This window comes from Paenibacillus sp. J22P218 (assembly GCF_056269195.1).
Map to the genome: position 1 here is coordinate 634,501 of NZ_JBWDNL010000002.1, position 15,748 is coordinate 650,248.

The 15,748-nt window shown below is 52.5% G+C and carries 13 protein-coding genes and 1 other annotated feature; of the genes, 11 read left to right on the top strand and 2 right to left on the bottom strand.

Features of this window, described 5'->3' with window-relative positions:
* Nucleotides 1-67: 67 nt before the first annotated feature.
* Nucleotides 68-1,849: a DEAD/DEAH box helicase gene (locus AC0YN0_RS11640; RefSeq protein WP_475821412.1), complete on the bottom strand. Its 1,782-nt coding sequence runs from the start codon at nt 1,847-1,849 to the stop codon at nt 68-70.
* A gap of 128 nt (nt 1,850-1,977) precedes the next feature.
* Here AC0YN0_RS11640 and AC0YN0_RS11645 point away from each other — a divergent pair, with 128 nt between their 5' ends.
* The 7 genes from AC0YN0_RS11645 to leuS all read left to right on the top strand — a co-directional run bounded on the left by AC0YN0_RS11645 (nt 1,978) and on the right by leuS (nt 9,018).
* Complete coding sequence (locus AC0YN0_RS11645) at nt 1,978-2,184, top strand: YwbE family protein (protein WP_442051774.1); 207 nt, start codon at nt 1,978-1,980, stop codon at nt 2,182-2,184.
* A gap of 60 nt (nt 2,185-2,244) precedes the next feature.
* Nucleotides 2,245-2,547, top strand: coding sequence for a hypothetical protein (locus AC0YN0_RS11650; protein ID WP_442051773.1), 303 nt, complete (start codon nt 2,245-2,247; stop codon nt 2,545-2,547).
* Nucleotides 2,548-2,827: 280 nt separating this feature from the next.
* Nucleotides 2,828-4,039, top strand: a complete 1,212-nt coding sequence (locus tag AC0YN0_RS11655; RefSeq protein WP_475821413.1) for a GNAT family N-acetyltransferase — start codon at nt 2,828-2,830, stop codon at nt 4,037-4,039.
* Nucleotides 4,040-4,204: 165 nt separating this feature from the next.
* On the top strand, nt 4,205-5,368 hold the full coding sequence (locus tag AC0YN0_RS11660) for a CynX/NimT family MFS transporter (protein ID WP_475821895.1): 1,164 nt from the start codon (nt 4,205-4,207) through the stop codon (nt 5,366-5,368).
* Between the two features lie 111 nt (nt 5,369-5,479).
* Nucleotides 5,480-5,809: a hypothetical protein gene (locus tag AC0YN0_RS11665; protein ID WP_475821414.1), complete on the top strand. Its 330-nt coding sequence runs from the start codon at nt 5,480-5,482 to the stop codon at nt 5,807-5,809.
* Nucleotides 5,806-6,213 (top strand): hypothetical protein, encoded by a 408-nt coding sequence (locus AC0YN0_RS11670; protein ID WP_442051770.1) that lies wholly within the window; start codon nt 5,806-5,808, stop codon nt 6,211-6,213. Before AC0YN0_RS11665 ends, AC0YN0_RS11670 begins: the two co-directional genes overlap by 4 nt.
* A 46-nt stretch (nt 6,214-6,259) precedes the next feature.
* Nucleotides 6,260-6,478, top strand: a binding site (T-box leader).
* A gap of 101 nt (nt 6,479-6,579) precedes the next feature.
* Nucleotides 6,580-9,018 carry a leucine--tRNA ligase gene (gene leuS, locus AC0YN0_RS11675; protein WP_475821896.1) on the top strand — a complete coding sequence of 813 codons (2,439 nt, stop codon included), beginning with the start codon at nt 6,580-6,582 and terminating at the stop codon, nt 9,016-9,018.
* Between the two features lie 55 nt (nt 9,019-9,073).
* Here leuS and comER read toward each other — a convergent pair whose 3' ends face one another.
* On the bottom strand, nt 9,074-9,913 hold the full coding sequence (gene comER / locus AC0YN0_RS11680; RefSeq protein ID WP_442051769.1) for a late competence protein ComER: 840 nt from the start codon (nt 9,911-9,913) through the stop codon (nt 9,074-9,076).
* Between the two features lie 134 nt (nt 9,914-10,047).
* Here comER and AC0YN0_RS11685 point away from each other — a divergent pair, with 134 nt between their 5' ends.
* From AC0YN0_RS11685 to AC0YN0_RS11700, 4 genes are all read left to right on the top strand, one after another.
* Nucleotides 10,048-10,590, top strand: coding sequence for a ComEA family DNA-binding protein (locus AC0YN0_RS11685; RefSeq protein WP_475821415.1), 543 nt, complete (start codon nt 10,048-10,050; stop codon nt 10,588-10,590).
* A gap of 114 nt (nt 10,591-10,704) precedes the next feature.
* Complete coding sequence (locus AC0YN0_RS11690; protein ID WP_442051767.1) at nt 10,705-12,003, top strand: homocysteine synthase; 1,299 nt, start codon at nt 10,705-10,707, stop codon at nt 12,001-12,003.
* An 88-nt stretch (nt 12,004-12,091) separates the two neighbouring features.
* Nucleotides 12,092-12,622 carry a deoxycytidylate deaminase gene (locus tag AC0YN0_RS11695; RefSeq protein WP_337101556.1) on the top strand — a complete coding sequence of 177 codons (531 nt, stop codon included), beginning with the start codon at nt 12,092-12,094 and terminating at the stop codon, nt 12,620-12,622.
* A 120-nt stretch (nt 12,623-12,742) separates the two neighbouring features.
* On the top strand, nt 12,743-15,397 hold the full coding sequence (locus tag AC0YN0_RS11700) for a ComEC/Rec2 family competence protein (RefSeq protein ID WP_475821416.1): 2,655 nt from the start codon (nt 12,743-12,745) through the stop codon (nt 15,395-15,397).
* Nucleotides 15,398-15,748: the final 351 nt, after the last annotated feature.

Below are 15,748 nucleotides of genomic sequence, written 5' to 3' on the forward strand. Positions count from 1 at the left end.
ACATAAAAAATAGAGGCAAGCACGAAGCAGATAGCTCTGCTCAGTGCTTGCCTCTTACCCTTGTTTACTATCTGCCGCGACCGCCCGGTCCGCCCGGTCTGCCAGAGGATCTGCCGCCGGAGGACTTGCCGCCTCTAGGCTGTCCGGACTTGCTGCCTGCGCCGCCCGACATGTTGCCGCGTGCTGCGCCACGGCTGCGGTTAGCGCTGCCGCGACCGCCTTGGCCGCTTGGCTTCGATTCTCCTCGCAGTGCCGTCCATGGATTGTTGACCGCATCCATCTCGCGTCCCGCTACGTGAGCACCGTCTCTTACGCGCTCCAGGTTTCCGCCGCCGCTGGCGCGACCGCCGCGCTTACCGGCAGATACTCCGTCGTTTCCAGCACGGCTTCCACGTCCGCGGTCAGCGCCGCGAGGTGCTGAAGAATCACGTTCTGCGAAGCGCTCTGCACCGCGTCCAGCGGCGCGGGGAACGTCCCAGCCTGGCTTCTCCGTGCTTGCGCTTGCGCTCCGTTCAGTGCTTCTGTCGCCGCGTCTGCCTTCATTTTTCTGCTCGCGTCCGCCGCTTCGGCCAGCAGACTTAAAGCTGCTTGAACCTTCGCTCCGTTGTCGTCCACGGCCTTTGCCTTTAGCATCGCGTGACCGGTCACTGCCGCCAGCGCTAACCGGCTTGCCGGTTCTGCCGCGTCCAGCCCCGCGCTCGCTGCCTTGCTCGTTAGATGCTGACAAGACGCCTTCGTTATCGATCTTACGGCGCTCAAGCTTCGCATTAATGCTTTGCTCGATAAGCAACAGATTGTTTTTGTCGTAAGGCGTAGCAAGCGTAATCGCCATACCGTTATGACCGGCGCGTCCGGTTCTGCCGATCCGATGGATATACAGCTCGCCATCTTGCGGGACATCGTAATTGTATACATGCGTAACGCCGTCAACGTCAAGTCCGCGCGCCGCTACGTCCGTAGCGACAAGCACTTGTAAACGTGCGTCTCTGAAGCGCTTCATCACTTGCTCGCGCTTAGCTTGCGTCAAGTCGCCGTGCAGCTCATCGGACTCGATGTCCAGGTCCTGCAGCGCCTCGTTCAGCTTCTTCGCGCGCACCTTCGTGCGGCAGAAGATAACAGCCAAGTAAGGCTGGTGAAGCTGCAGCAGGTGTACAAGCGCGTCTTGCTTGGTACGGTCCGTTGTGTCGATGACTAGCTGCTTAATATTATCGAGCGTCACGTTCGCGCTGCGGATTCGAACATCCGATGGCGTCTTCATATATTCTGCAGCTAGGCGTCTGATCGCATCCGGCATAGTAGCCGAGAACAGCATCGTCTGACGAGCGCGAGGCGTTTGGGTGACAATGCTCTCCACCTCGGGCAGGAAGCCCATGTGCAACATTTGGTCAGCCTCGTCGAGCACGAGCATCTGCAGCTTGCCGAGATTGATCGTCTGCCGCTTCATATGGTCAATTAATCGGCCTGGCGTTGCGACGACGATATGCGGCGCACGCTTCAGCTTATGAATCTGGGCCTCTACGTCTTGACCGCCGTAAGCGGCCAGCACGCTGGCTCCGACTATAGGCGCAAGCTTCTTAAGCTCGCTCGTTATTTGGATTGCAAGCTCGCGGGTAGGCGTTAGAATTAGCGCCTGCACCTGCTCCTTCTCCGTGTTGATCCGCTGGAGAATCGGAAGCGCGAACGCCATCGTCTTGCCTGTTCCGGTCTGCGCTTGCGCAATGACGTCCTGTCCCTCGAGCAGCATCGGTATCGTCTGCTTTTGTACCGGGGTTGGGTCGGTTATTCCGTTCTTTTGGAGCAAATCGCTTAATTCGGGGCTGATCCCCAAAGCTTTAAAAGCGTTAGACATTCGTATATTTCCTCATTTCATTTCGATCGTTTGAAGACTAGTATAACAGTTGTCCACTTAATGTGCATCTTTACATTACATATGTTATGCTGATTTTCATCGAAGATTAGCAGAGGAATGATAAAAAAATGAATGGCACAATCAGATCAGCGATTAAAGCGGGGCTAACGGTTGATATTGTCCTGAAACAGGATCAACGTACAGGCAAGCTTACGCGAGGCATCGTCAAGGATATACTTACTAACTCGCCGAACCACCCGCATGGCATTAAAGTGCGTCTGACGGACGGTCAGGTCGGCAGAGTCAAGCAAATCGTAAATGAATCGCAAGCATAGAAGGATAGTTAAACCTTTCTGTTAGGCTGAGATGACGAGGGAAAGGAGGAACGGCTCAACATGGCTTTTGGCATAACGCGAGCGGAGATGGAGAGTTGGAAAACGGCGGTCGCGGGGGGCGATATCGCGTTTCTGACCCATTACTGGCTTGATCCGAGATTTCCGGATATGCGAACCGTAACGAAGGTCGGCTGCTCCGATCTGGCGAAGCTGTCGCGCTGGTGTCTCGATAATGGATTGAACCCGCGATATATTCACAATCGAGATCCATTTCCTCATTTTGATCTTCTTGGAGCGAAGCAGCGCGAGTTGCTTCTAAAGGAGAATAAGCATGACCAGCTGGAGAGATTCGGACTACTATAACCATATTGCAGCAGCTGCCGAATTGGCGGCTTTTTTTTACCAAATCAGAACTTTTAAGTGCTTTACAGCGATAAAGCGTAAAGGAGATCATTCAGATTGGCGATAAAAACTTCTTTGCTTCCGAAGAGAGTTTGCTACGCAAACTTGTAGGTCGCTCATCATCGAAGTACTCCGATAGGAGTTTTTCTCATTGTGGCGGTACCCTTCAAGTGATAGAATCTATGAAAATCGGATTTGACTTCATGTGGTTAACACTTATTGGGAGGAGAGGGCGAGGAGTATGGATCAGCAGTCAAGAGCGCAATTGCTTGAGCAATTCGATTCATGGAATACATTCATCCATCATATCGAGCGGCTTGGCGAACAACTGTGGAATCAGAGCATTGCGGAGGGTAAATGGTCGGTTCGCGAAGTTGTGGCGCATATCGCGCGTTGGGACGATTATTTCTTTGAGGAAGCAGTTGCCAAAGCCGCCAGAATGGAATCTCTTACGGTTAAGCACTTGGATTATGATACGTTTAACGAAATCTCCAAGGCTTACGGAACTTCGACGGAAATTCGGAAGCTGGCCGAACACGCTGTTTCGATTCGCCGTCGAGTTATTAGCGTCATAGAAGGGTTGAGCGTTACCGAATATGAAGACGCATATACAGACGCTGACGGTCATCCGTTTCAATTCGAAACGTATTTGAAGGATTTCATCTGGCATGACCGTCATCATATGGATCAAATCAAGCGACTGATCCATTTCAACCTCGAGGAGATGAGCCTTAACGGCTGGCCGGCGCTTCAGACGACGGTATACGACGGCTGGCTTATACGCACGGCTGACGGATATACGAAGCGGTCGAATTCGGTCCAGCCGTTATATGGGCATACGCTTCCGCTTGAGTTGAAAATCCGTCATTGTGAGACGATATACAGTGAGATGAACTCACCGACTGTTTTTAAAATAACGCCATTCGCCAAACCCGTTGAACTGGACGGTGTGTTGGCCGATATGGGCTATGAATTGATTGACCGCACATGCGTGAAGACGGTCGCTCTTGAAGATGCTGAACTTCCGTCAGGTCCGGATTCGGACATTTCCCTTGAGCCTGTGCTCACTGAGCTGTGGTTGGATGCGGTAGCCGTATTCAATCGCTTAACGGAGGGGCAGAAATCCGCCACTAGAAACATGCTGGCGTCTTCATCGATTAAGAAATGTTATGGACTGCTCTACGATAACGGCATTCCAGTCGCCTGCGGTTTCGCAACGCTTGAGCAAGGCTGGGTCGGCTTGTACGACATCGTTACGGATTCGCAGTTCCGCAACAAAGGTTACGGCGAGAAGCTTATTCGGCAATTGCTCGGTTGGGCTAAGAAGGAAGGCGCAACGCACGGTTATTTGCTTGTCGTCAAAGCGAATGAACCTGCCAACCGATTATATGACAAGATCGGGTACATACAAGCTTATGAGTATTGGTACAGAGTGAAGGCTTGTCCTTCATAGGTTCTGCAGTCCACTCGCATATTTAACAACTTAGAGCTTTATTCAACAGGAGAGAAGGACTTCATCGTGAAAAGTTTTCAATCAGGACAATCTTTGCCGAATGCGCACGGGGTATCGTCTTCCGCCATTAACGGCACCTCGTTATTAATCGCAGGCATATTAATCATGGCCCTTAATTTGCGCGCTCCAATTACGGCTGTCGGCCCGATCGTATCGAATATTCAGCAGACTTTCGGTTTATCCAGCACGATGACCGGTTTGCTGACAACGCTGCCGCTGCTTGCTTTTGCCCTGATTTCTCCGCTCGCGCCGCGTATGGCTAGCCGGATAGGCATAAAAAGCAGCCTTTTTCTATCTATGCTGTTGCTGTTCGGAGCTATCCTCATCCGTTCGCTCCCAAGCTTGGCAGCGCTTCTTACCGGAACGATGCTGCTCGGCATAGCGATTGCGATTGCCAATGTACTGTTGCCTAGTCTGATCAAGCGAGATTTCCCAGGCTCGTTAGGCGTGATGACAGGGCTATATTCCGTCGTCATGAATCTCGGCGCCGGCCTCGCATCAGGCTTCAGCATTCCAATGGCCGAAAGTCTTGAGCTCGGCTGGGAAGGCATGCTGGCTTCGTGGTCGCTGCTCGCGCTTATAGCCGCAGCTGCATGGCTGCCTCAAGTACGCGGGCGGCTCAACAAGCTGAAATATTTCTTCCAAAGCGAAGGTAGCGGCAGGAAATCAGCAAGCGCCAACAAGACTGGCAACAAGCTGACACGATCAGCGCTGGCTTGGCAAGTGACTCTGTTCATGGGGCTGCAATCATTCACGTTTTACGTTAATATTTCATGGCTTCCGGAGATATTGCATGATCGCGGCATGAGCCATAGCGGAGCAGGCTGGATGCTATTCATGCTCCAGATCGTCAGCCTTCCTGCGACGTTCATTGTTCCTATTCTCGCAGCCAAGAGGCGCAGTCAACGGCCGCTCGCCTTATTCTCGGCTATTCTGCTAATCATCTCCTATGTGGGGCTGTTAGCCGGACCGTCATCTTGGATTCCGCTATGGATTATGCTCTTAGGCATCTCTGGAGGCGCGGGCTTCAGCTTGGCAGTCATGTTCTTCGCACTTCGAACGTCCAATACGGAGCAATCGGCACAGCTATCGGGCATGGCGCAATCGATCGGTTATTTGCTGGCTGCGACCGGGCCGTTGCTATTCGGCTTGCTGCATGACGCGACGCATGGATGGTCGGCATCGTTATGGATGATATTGGCCGTTTCGATCTTGTTCGGGGCTGCTGGGTGGTATGCGGCTGCCGACAAAACCGTAAACTCGCAATAATTGGGATATTTCGGCAACTTTATGTAAAGCGAATCCGTTTAGTAGATTGCAGTCTAACTTTACAATGCGGAGGGATAAGCTGTGCTCTACCTAATCGGATGCGCCTTTATCGTGATAGGATTTGCGTTCGCAGCCAAAGCGGCATCTGTCAACTCGCCTTGGTCGAAAACGTTGCTTCTTGCGGTTCTTTTAAGCCTAATCGCGAACGTTTCCTTGGTTTCCACAATTGCCGCCAACGCTAATCCGGCAGCAAACGACGGCTTAAGTGTTCCAAATCGGATTGCTTATTGGATTATTGGCGAGGACGGATGGAGTATGGGGCTGTTTCAACGATTATTTGATCAGTCCATGTGGTGTACCTTGTGGCTTACGCTTATTTTCGCTGTTGTGTCGATAAGCGAGGCATTCGGCCGCAAGATGAGGGGAGTTGGCAGCGCATGATCGGAAAAAGTTACGTGTACGCGTTAGCCGCGGCATTTATGTCCTTGACCATTGGCGCTTGTTATATCGGCGATCTGTTTTTCGACTACAGCTTTCTTGGCATGGAAATGGGATCGGAGCGGGAGACCGTGCACCTATGGGGCTTTGTATCGATCGGACTTGGCGCTGTATTGCTCTCAATTGTTATGGTAACCATGGACAGCAATCGGCAAATGTTGAAGCAATGGATGGTTATCACCCTTTTCTTGCTGTGCTTTATTCAGCTTGCTCCGCTTTTCTTGTGGACGTTCGTCGTTCTTATAGGCGAATGGAATGCGGTATGGGTACTGCTAATCCATTTATTATTGTTGGTTATCCTTATCGGTAGCGTTAGGTATATGAGACGGACGCTTGTCGGATCTTGACACAGAGCATAACGATCTTTATAATCGAAAATAACTATTTTCATCCATAGAAGCGTTGAAGAGGAGCAGTACTTTCGCAAAGCAAGGCCTAGAGAGCCGGTGTAAGGGTGTAAGCCGGACCTGCTGCGGAACGAATCTCGCCTTGGAGCTGTGCGTTATTCAAACGCGCCGTCTGGCCTGCGATAAAGGCGACAAGTGAGCACAGGCAAAGCATGCCTGTCGCTAACTAGGGTGGTACCACGGGAGCTCAACTCTCGTCCCTAGCGTAATACGCTAGGGACGGGAGTTTTTTTATTGCAATCTAGGCCTAGCCTTGGATTGAGCGCTTAATCGTGAGTAAGTTTAACTTTGTAGGAGGAATAGATGATGAGTCAGGAGCAGCAATTTCACGGCTACAACCCGCTTGTTGTAGAACCGAAGTGGCAGCAATATTGGGATAAGAACAAGACGTTCCAAACGAAGGAAGAGCAAGGCAAACCTAAATTTTACGCACTCGACATGTTCCCGTATCCATCTGGAGCAGGCTTGCATGTAGGCCATCCCGAGGGTTATACCGCAACAGATATCGTATCCCGCTACAAGCGCATGCAGGGCTATAATGTCCTTCATCCGATGGGCTGGGACGCTTTCGGCTTGCCGGCCGAGCAGCACGCGCTCGATACAGGCCAGCATCCAAGAGACATTACGTTCAAAAATATCGACAACTTCCGCCGTCAAATCAAATCGTTGGGCTTTTCCTACGATTGGGATCGCGAGTTCAGCACGACGGACCCGGATTATTATAAATGGACGCAGTGGATTTTCATCCAATTGTACAACCGCGGACTTGCTTATGTAGCAGAGGTTCCGGTTAACTGGTGTCCGGCGCTTGGCACCGTTCTTGCTAACGAGGAAGTCATCGACGGCCTAAGCGAACGCGGCGGCCATCCGGTTATTCGCAAGCCGATGCGTCAATGGATTCTGAGAATTACCGAGTACGCGGAGCGTTTGCTTGAAGATCTGGAAGAGCTGGATTGGACGGAAAGCATTAAAGATATGCAGCGCAACTGGATCGGCAAGTCGACGGGCGCGGAAGTGACGTTCGCAATTGACGGCCATAACGATTCGCTAGTTGTGTTCACAACCCGTCCCGACACGCTGTTCGGCGCTACGTATTGCGTGCTTGCACCTGAGCATGAGCTGGTAGCTTCCATTACGACAGCCGATCAGAAGGCTGCTGTCGAAGCTTATCAAGACGCTGCTGCTCGCAAGAGCGATTTGGAACGTACAGATTTGGCGAAGGACAAGACAGGCGTATTCACTGGCGCTTATGCGATCAACCCGGTGAATGGAGCTAAGACGCCGATCTGGATTGCCGATTACGTGCTTGCAGGCTACGGCACGGGAGCAATTATGGCCGTACCTGGTCATGACGTACGCGACTGGGAGTTTGCGAAGCAGTTCGGATTGTCGATTATCGAGGTTGTTGAAGGCGGAGACGTGACGAAAGAGGCTTATGCTGGAGACGGCGCGCATGTTAACTCCGATTTCATTAACGGCCTGAACAATGAAGAGGCAATTGCCGCAATGATTAAGCATTTGCAAGAGACTGGCAAAGGCCAAGGGAAAGTGACTTATCGCCTGCGCGACTGGCTGTTCAGCCGTCAACGCTATTGGGGCGAGCCGATTCCGATTCTCCACTTGGAGGATGGAACGATGAAGCCTGTCCCTGAGGATCAGCTGCCGCTGCTGCTGCCTGATGTCGATGCGATCAAGCCGTCCGGAACGGGCGAATCGCCGCTGGCGAACGTCACTGAATGGGTCAATACCATTGATCCTGAGACGGGGCTGAATGCTCGCCGCGAGACGAACACGATGCCGCAATGGGCAGGCAGCTGCTGGTATTACTTGCGCTTCATCGATCCGAAGAACGAGAACGAGATTTGTTCCAAGGAGAAGCAAAAGGAATGGCTGCCGGTCGATCTGTATATCGGCGGCGCGGAGCATGCGGTGCTTCACTTGCTGTATGCGCGCTTCTGGCATAAAGTGCTGTACGATATTGGAGTTGTCGATACGAAGGAGCCGTTCCACAAGCTCGTTAACCAAGGGATGATTCTTGGTACGAACAATGAGAAGATGTCCAAATCACGCGGCAATGTCATCAACCCGGACGATATTGTAGGCGAGTTCGGCGCAGATACGCTTCGCATGTACGAAATGTTCATGGGGCCGCTTGAAGCGACGAAGCCGTGGAACACGAACGGCGTTGAAGGCACATACCGTTTCTTGAGCCGCGTATGGCGCTTGTTCATTAACGAGGACGGCAGCTTGAGCGCGAAAATAACGGATGGCGATACTAGCGATGCGTTCAAGCGCACATGGCATCGATCGATTAAGAAGGTAACCGAGGATTACGAAAACCTTCGTTTCAATACGGTCATTAGCCAGTTGATGATCTTCGTTAACGAAGCCTACAAGACGGAAGTGCTTCCGCGTGAGGCGATGGCGCAGTTCTTGCAAATGCTGTCACCGATCGCTCCGCATATTGCGGAAGAGTTGTGGGAGAAGCTTGGACGCGCGGAGACGATTACGTATTCCGAGTGGCCGAAGTACGAGGAAGCTTGGACGGTCGATCAAGAGGTAGAGATTGTCGTACAAGTGAACGGCAAGATCGTAGAACGCGTCTCGATCGCTGCCGATACAGAAACGGACGAGATGGAACGCCTGGCGAAGGAGCTCGAGAAGGTTCAAGAGCTTATCGAAGGCAAAACCGTTCGCAAAGTGGTTGCCGTAAAAGGCAAGCTTGTTAACATCGTAGCCAACTAATACGAATACAGCCGCAAAACTTCGAAGAGGTGAGCGGGCTTTAGCTGAAGCACAGCTATTGCCCGTTCACCTCTTCGCTCATAAATGAGGCGGAAACCTTGATTAAATCGTCCTTATACTTATTATGTGTCGTGCGAATAAGCTGATTGAACATGCCGCCTGTCTCACGCTTCAAGTATTCCAGTGCTTGCGCCGTTATTCCGCCTGGTACGGCGACCTTCTCCTGCACGTCGGCAGGCGTTAATCCGCCCTCCGTCAGCAGCAAACCGGTTCCTAGCATCATCGCGCTTGCGACCTTGCGCGCTTCTTCACGCGCGATCCCCGTTTCTTCGACTGCAGCTTCGATGAATTGCTCCAGCAGGAAGGTAAAGAAAGCTGGACCGCAGCTCGATAAATCAGACACGATTCGCGTATGGGATTCTTGAATGCGAAGCGGTTCGCTAATGTAGGCAAGGAGTTGTTCAAGCTTCGTTTTATCCGCCTCGTTCATTCGTTTGCCATAGATGCATAACGTTGCGCCGCTCGATACTTGGTTCGTAATGCTTGGAATGACTTTTGCGATTTTGCAGTCCAGTTCGTCTTCGAGCTGGGCGATCAGCACGGGACTCGTGATGGACACGATGATTTGACTGGGATGGACGATGTGCTTCAAATCGTCGACCGCTTTCTTGAACTCATGAGGCTTGATGCACAAAAAAACAATTTCGCTGCCGCAAGCAACCGCAGCATTCGTCGTCTCTGCTGTCATGCCGGAGTAACGGTCAGCCAAAGCTTGCGCCTTTGCAAAGGTGCGGTTGCTAATAACAATTTGTGCAGGCGAAAGCGCGCCCGATGCGATAAAAGCCTCAATCAGCAGGCTTCCCATCGTTCCCGTCCCGATAAATCCGACATTCATGCGGAGCCCCCCTAAGCATAAGCCGCGTTTGCGTACTCTCTTACCATATTCTGCATGACTTGTTCCATATGCACGCAATTAAGATAACAGACACTTCTAGCTAATATATGAAAATAAAGAGGAGCTGTTGCGTAATGCAAAAAAAGTATGCTCGTGTGGAGATGAAGTTATGGCTGCCGGCGGCGGTTTGTCTAGCAGCGGCAGCGGTTTTGCTCGTCGCAGCATTCGCTCAGCCTAAGCAGGATAACCGTGAACAATGGACTGCATTGAATGACGAGGTGGAGCTTGCTTTGAAGGAGCTGGAGCCGGATGCTTCAACGCGCGGTGAGGAGGCGGCTGGTTCAAAGAATGAGGCAGGCGATGCTCATGAGGGTGAGGAGAAACGCGCTGTGAACGACGAAGCAGGGAAGACGGGTAGCGCAACTGATGCTGATGATGCTCAAGCGGACGGCGAGCTAATTATTGAAGATGACCAGACTGGCAAGCTTGATATTAACCGAGCGACCGCAGGAGAACTGGATGCGTTGAAAGGAATCGGCCCCGCTAAGGCGCAGGCTATTGTCGAAGATAGGGAGAAGAATGGTCCTTTTGCCACGGTAAATGATCTGCTCAGAGTGCGAGGAATAGGCGAAAAGCTGCTTGCGGGCATGAAAGAGGGCATTGTGGCTCGTCCATGATTGTGAGATAATGGAAGGAAGCGGTTGCAGTTGGAGTCTGAAGCTGACGAGGCAAGGATCCGGCTTTGACCGTAGTGCCATTATCATTTACTTTTATAGGAGGCGTTCAATTAGATGTCCGAACAACGCAAGCTCTCACTTGATACGGTAGCCGTCCACGGAGGCCAACAAATCGATCCAACGACAATGTCGCGCGCAGTACCGATCTACCAAACGACGTCGTACGGATTTAGAGATACAGATCACGCAGCAAGCTTATTCTCTTTGCAGGAATTCGGCAATATTTATACGCGCCTAATGAACCCGACATCGGATGTATTCGAGAAGCGCGTAGCTGAGCTAGAAGGTGCTCCGGCAGCACTCGCGGTCGCATCCGGCCAGTCTGCTATTACTTATGCACTGCTGAACATTGCAGGCGCCGGTGACGAGATCGTCTCTGCGACAAGCCTGTATGGCGGTACATACAACCTGTTCTCCACGACGCTTCCGAAGCTTGGCATTACAGTCAAATTCGTAGATCCTTCGAATCCGGAGAACTTCCGCGCCGCGATTACAGAGCGCACGAAAGCCGTATACGCGGAGACGATCGGCAATCCGAAGGGCGATATTATCGACCTGGAAGCTGTTGCGGCGATCGCGCATGAGAACGGCATTCCGTTCATCGTGGACAATACGTTCCCAAGCCCTTACCTGTGCCGTCCGATTGAACATGGCGTCGATATCGTTGTCCATTCCGCTACGAAGTTCATTGGCGGTCACGGCACATCGATTGGCGGCGTTATCGTCGACGGAGGCAAGTTCGATTGGAAGGCAAGCGGCAAGTTCCCTGGCCTTACCGAACCGGACCCAAGCTATCACGGCGTTGTCTATACGGATGCGGTTGGTCCGATAGCTTACATTATTAAAGCTCGCGTACAGCTGCTTCGCGATATGGGCGCCGCTTTATCGCCGTTCAACTCGTTCCTTCTGCTGCAAGGACTTGAGACGCTGCATTTGCGTATGGAGCGCCATAGCTCGAATGCTCAGCAGGTGGCCGAGTTCCTGGAAGCTCATGAGTCGGTTGAATGGGTGAACTACCCGGGGCTTCCAAGCCATCCATCCTATGAGCTGGCGCAGAAGTATTTGCCGAAGGGCAAAGGCGCTATTCTTACATTCGGAATTAAAGGCGGCGTAGAAGCCGGCAAGAAGGTGATCAATTCCGTTAAGCTGTTCTCTCATCTCGCTAACGTCGGCGATTCGAAGTCGCTTATCATTCATCCGGCGAGTACGACGCACCAGCAGCTGTCGGCCGATGAGCAGGATGCAGCAGGCGTTGCGCCGGGCATGATTCGCTTGTCGATCGGAACGGAAGGCATCGACGATATTTTGGCAGACCTAAGTCAGGCGCTTACGCTAAGCCAACAAGGTGCATAAGACGAAATCATAACATAACGGCACATAGTCAAGCTTACAGCATGAAGGATAGAAGCAGCATGAGCAAGAGAGAGGAAGAAGCTGAACAATGTTGAAGGAAACACAAGAAACTGCCCGTAAAGATTGGGATACGTATTTCATGGATATCGCCTACATGGTGTCAACGCGATCGCGCTGTCCAAGAAGACATGTCGGAGCCGTGCTCGTACAGGGCAAGAAGCTGCTCGGGACTGCTTATAACGGCGCGCCTATGGGCGTACACGATTGCCTGGAAGAGGGCTGTATGATCGCGGAAGAGATCGAGATGAAGCTCGTGGACGGCAAGGAGCAGGTTGTGAAGAAGCAGCGCTGCATTCGGACCATACATGCCGAGCAAAATCTCCTCCTGTTCACCGATCGCGCAGACCGCGAAGGGTCGGTCGTCTACGTGACGGATCAGCCGTGCTGGACGTGCGCGAATATGCTTGCCAATAGCGGTATCGTAGAGATCGTATATCATCGCAGCTATCCGAAGGACAGTGAGAAAGTCGCTGCGCTAATGGAACAGAAGGGAATTGTGTTTCGCAGCTTGGATCAGTTCGATCCGCCGGCTCAAGCTCAGATGGAAATTACATTGTAGTAAATCGTATTTCCATATTAAAGTGGCAGAGGAAGAACCTCCGCTTGCATCTTTTTTGATGCCGGCGGTGGTTCTTTTGTTATTTTGTTGCGATATTGCAGGTAGGAAAGGGGGAGCGGGATGAACAGAAGGCCGCTTATTTGGTTTGTGCTATGTTATGTGTGCGGAAGCGCGGCTGCCGCGGGACTTAACGCGCAAGGCGTCGTATATGCGGGCGGGGCGGCCTTGTTCGCGGCCGCAGCCTGCGTGTTGTTAGGGAAGGCGTCGCCTAGACTTGCGATCGCCTGCTTGCTCGCGGCGGGGCTTGCGGCAGGGGAGCGTCTATGGGCGGATGCCCATAACGTGACCGGGCTGCCGGAGCTGCTGGCCGCCGCCGAGGCGGAAGGGCCGCGAGCCGGATACGAGGCGGAGGCGGAGGGGGTTATCGTGTCGGTCGTTGAGGTCGACGGCGACCGGGTCAGCTTCCGCGTCAGGACGGATCGCCTGCGCGTGAAGGGGGATGCGAAGCCGCGAGCCGTGCGCGAGCGGCTGATCGTTCAGGTGCGGCTGGCGGAGCAGCCGGAGCAAGCTGTTGCCGCGGGCTGGAAGCGCGGCGACAAGGTCGTGATCAGCGGCGAGCTGGCGCAGCCGGCCGCAGCAACGAATAGCGGCGGCTTCGATTACCGCCGCTATCTTCGCAGCCAGCGCATCCACTGGCTGCTCAAGGTCAAAGGCGCCGCCTCCGTCAAGGCGTCGGCGGGCCCAGCCTGGACCGCGGCCGCTATGCTCGGCCGCATCGATGCCGTGCGCGACAGCCTCGGCGCACGGATGAACGCCCTGTACCCGTCCGATCAGTCCGGGTACATGAAGGGTCTCGTCCTCGGCATTCGCGAGGACCTAGACCCGCAGCAGTTCCAGCAATTCTCGCGTCTTGGTCTTACGCATATATTGGCAATTTCAGGGCTGCACGTCGCGGTGTTCCTCTACGCGCTTGGAGGACTGCTGCGGCTCGCAAGGCTGACGCGCGAGCGAACGCTGCTGCTGCTCATGATTGCCGTACCGCTATATGTCCTGCTCTCCGGCGCATCACCATCCGTCGTGCGAGCCGGACTTATGGCGATGCTCGGCCTGCTTGCGGCGCGGCTGGGCAAACTTAAGGACGGGCTGCATCTGCTGGCGGCAGCCGCTTTGGCTATGCTCATCTGCGATCCCTATTTCCTCGAGAATGTAAGCTTCCAGTTGTCTTTCATAGTCACGATCGGGCTAATACTCGGCGTCAATCCAGTGCGCAAGGCGATGCCTGAGTGGCGCAGGGGCAAGGCGCTGCTTGACCTCGCGGCAGTGACGCTCGTCGCGCAGATTGTATCGTTTCCGATATCGATCTATTACTTTAACCAATTTCATCTATTGTCGCTTCCGGCCAATTTCATTCTCGTCCCGTTTATTAGCTTTGTCGTCATGCCGATAGGTGCTGGTGCGCTCATTATCAGCCTGTTATGGGAGGACGGCGGTAAGACGCTCGCTTATGTATCCCATTATGCCAACGACTGGACGTTCGCTCTTGTCGAGAAGTTAGCTGCGGTCGATAGTCTTCGAACGATCTGGGCGAGTCCGCCCTTATGGTGGGTTGCTGCTTGGCTGGCAGCACTGTGCTTGACGTTTCATTGGCTTAATCAGCGCGTTCGTCCTCAGCTTAATGAAGACAATCCTATAGATCAGATAACAGATCGGTTGGTTGCACCCACGATTCCGCACCCTGCCGGCACTTCGAACTTTGTCGTGCTTCCCGATCCGTTAATCGAGTTGCGACAACGGCTTAACTTGTCAACGAGACGGGAGGAGCATACGGCTGGAGAAGCATTCCTCAAAGCGTACAAGCCTCTTGTAATGATAATGATTATAGGAACACTCTTATTTTTGGCATACGATCCCGATCGATGGGATAACAAGGCGAAGATCAGCGTCATCGATGTGGGACAAGGGGATGCCATCCACATTAGAACGCCTGAAGGCAAGCATATGCTTATCGACGGGGGCGGTACTTTATCTTTCGTGAAGCCAGGCGAAGAATGGCGTGCGAGAAGCGATCCATTCGAGGTAGGACGCAAGCTTCTAGTACCGCTTCTAATGAAACGAGGCGTGCGGGAGATTGAAGTTCTTGTGATTACTCATCTTGACAGCGATCATATAAGGGGACTGCAGGCCGTGATTGAATCGATTCCCGTCAAAAGTATTTGGTGGAATGGATCGGTCAAGCAAGCGGAGGACGCAGAGAAGCTTATCCAGACAGCGCTTGACAAGTCTATCCCCATGTACGGAGTTTATGCGGGGATGGAGATGAATGTTGATGACAGTACGGATGTTCAAGTGTTATGGCCGCCGCAACAATCGAATGACGTTATTGAAGTACAGCAGGAGCAGAATGAGCTAAGCGTCGTCTTGTCCCTTCGAATCTACGAGCAATTATTCGTTATGTCCGGCGATATTAATGCGTCTACGGAGCATGCGATTATCGACCTGATGCGCCAAACCAACCATGCCATTGACCCAATCAACCGTGCAGCTGTATTAAAGATAGCTCATCATGGCAGCAGATTCTCGACAAGCGATGAATGGCTTCATTATTGGCGGCCAATGGGTGCGGCAGCTTCGATTGGAGCAACGAACAGCTACGGTCATCCTCATCCGGACGTTCTTGCCAAACTTGCTGCGGCTGGAGCTCGGCTATGGCGAACCGACCTGGACGGAGAGATCCAATTCTCCATATCGGAGAAAGGACTATTTGTTGGAAATTAGCGTTGATCATGACTCAAAAGCATAGCTGCTAAAAGTCATTATATTAGCCCCGCTCATCGAGCAGAGGGCTTATTGACGTCTGTAAATGCAAGCGGATCATCGCATTTCTATATACGGGCAACTGAATATTTGGTATCCTTTAATGTGGAGTTGTCTGTCATGAAACTTTTCTAATAATTCTTAGTATATAAATTAGCGTATACAGCTGCGCTCGAACTCTGACTGTGGGAGCTTAACTGCCGCAGTATATTGGCGATTAGTAGCTAATTAAAGGCGAACTTCATATTTCTTAATATTTCTTAAGAATTCTTAAAAAAAATTGCAACTTTTAATGCAACCGCCTCGTCAGAG

Excerpts from the sequence above, each read along its gene's own strand:
- AC0YN0_RS11640 (WP_475821412.1), bottom strand. The coding sequence starts at position 1,849 with ATGTCTAACGCTTTTAAAGCTTTGGGGATCAGCCCCGAATTAAGCGAT.
- AC0YN0_RS11645 (WP_442051774.1), top strand. The coding sequence starts at position 1,978 with ATGAATGGCACAATCAGATCAGCGATTAAAGCGGGGCTAACGGTTGAT.
- AC0YN0_RS11650 (WP_442051773.1), top strand. The coding sequence starts at position 2,245 with ATGGCTTTTGGCATAACGCGAGCGGAGATGGAGAGTTGGAAAACGGCG.
- AC0YN0_RS11655 (WP_475821413.1), top strand. The coding sequence starts at position 2,828 with ATGGATCAGCAGTCAAGAGCGCAATTGCTTGAGCAATTCGATTCATGG.
- AC0YN0_RS11660 (WP_475821895.1), top strand. The coding sequence starts at position 4,205 with ATGGCCCTTAATTTGCGCGCTCCAATTACGGCTGTCGGCCCGATCGTA.
- AC0YN0_RS11670 (WP_442051770.1), top strand. The coding sequence starts at position 5,806 with ATGATCGGAAAAAGTTACGTGTACGCGTTAGCCGCGGCATTTATGTCC.
- leuS (WP_475821896.1), top strand. The coding sequence starts at position 6,580 with ATGAGTCAGGAGCAGCAATTTCACGGCTACAACCCGCTTGTTGTAGAA.
- comER (WP_442051769.1), bottom strand. The coding sequence starts at position 9,913 with ATGAATGTCGGATTTATCGGGACGGGAACGATGGGAAGCCTGCTGATT.
- AC0YN0_RS11685 (WP_475821415.1), top strand. The coding sequence starts at position 10,048 with ATGCAAAAAAAGTATGCTCGTGTGGAGATGAAGTTATGGCTGCCGGCG.
- AC0YN0_RS11690 (WP_442051767.1), top strand. The coding sequence starts at position 10,705 with ATGTCCGAACAACGCAAGCTCTCACTTGATACGGTAGCCGTCCACGGA.
- AC0YN0_RS11695 (WP_337101556.1), top strand. The coding sequence starts at position 12,092 with ATGTTGAAGGAAACACAAGAAACTGCCCGTAAAGATTGGGATACGTAT.
- AC0YN0_RS11700 (WP_475821416.1), top strand. The coding sequence starts at position 12,743 with ATGAACAGAAGGCCGCTTATTTGGTTTGTGCTATGTTATGTGTGCGGA.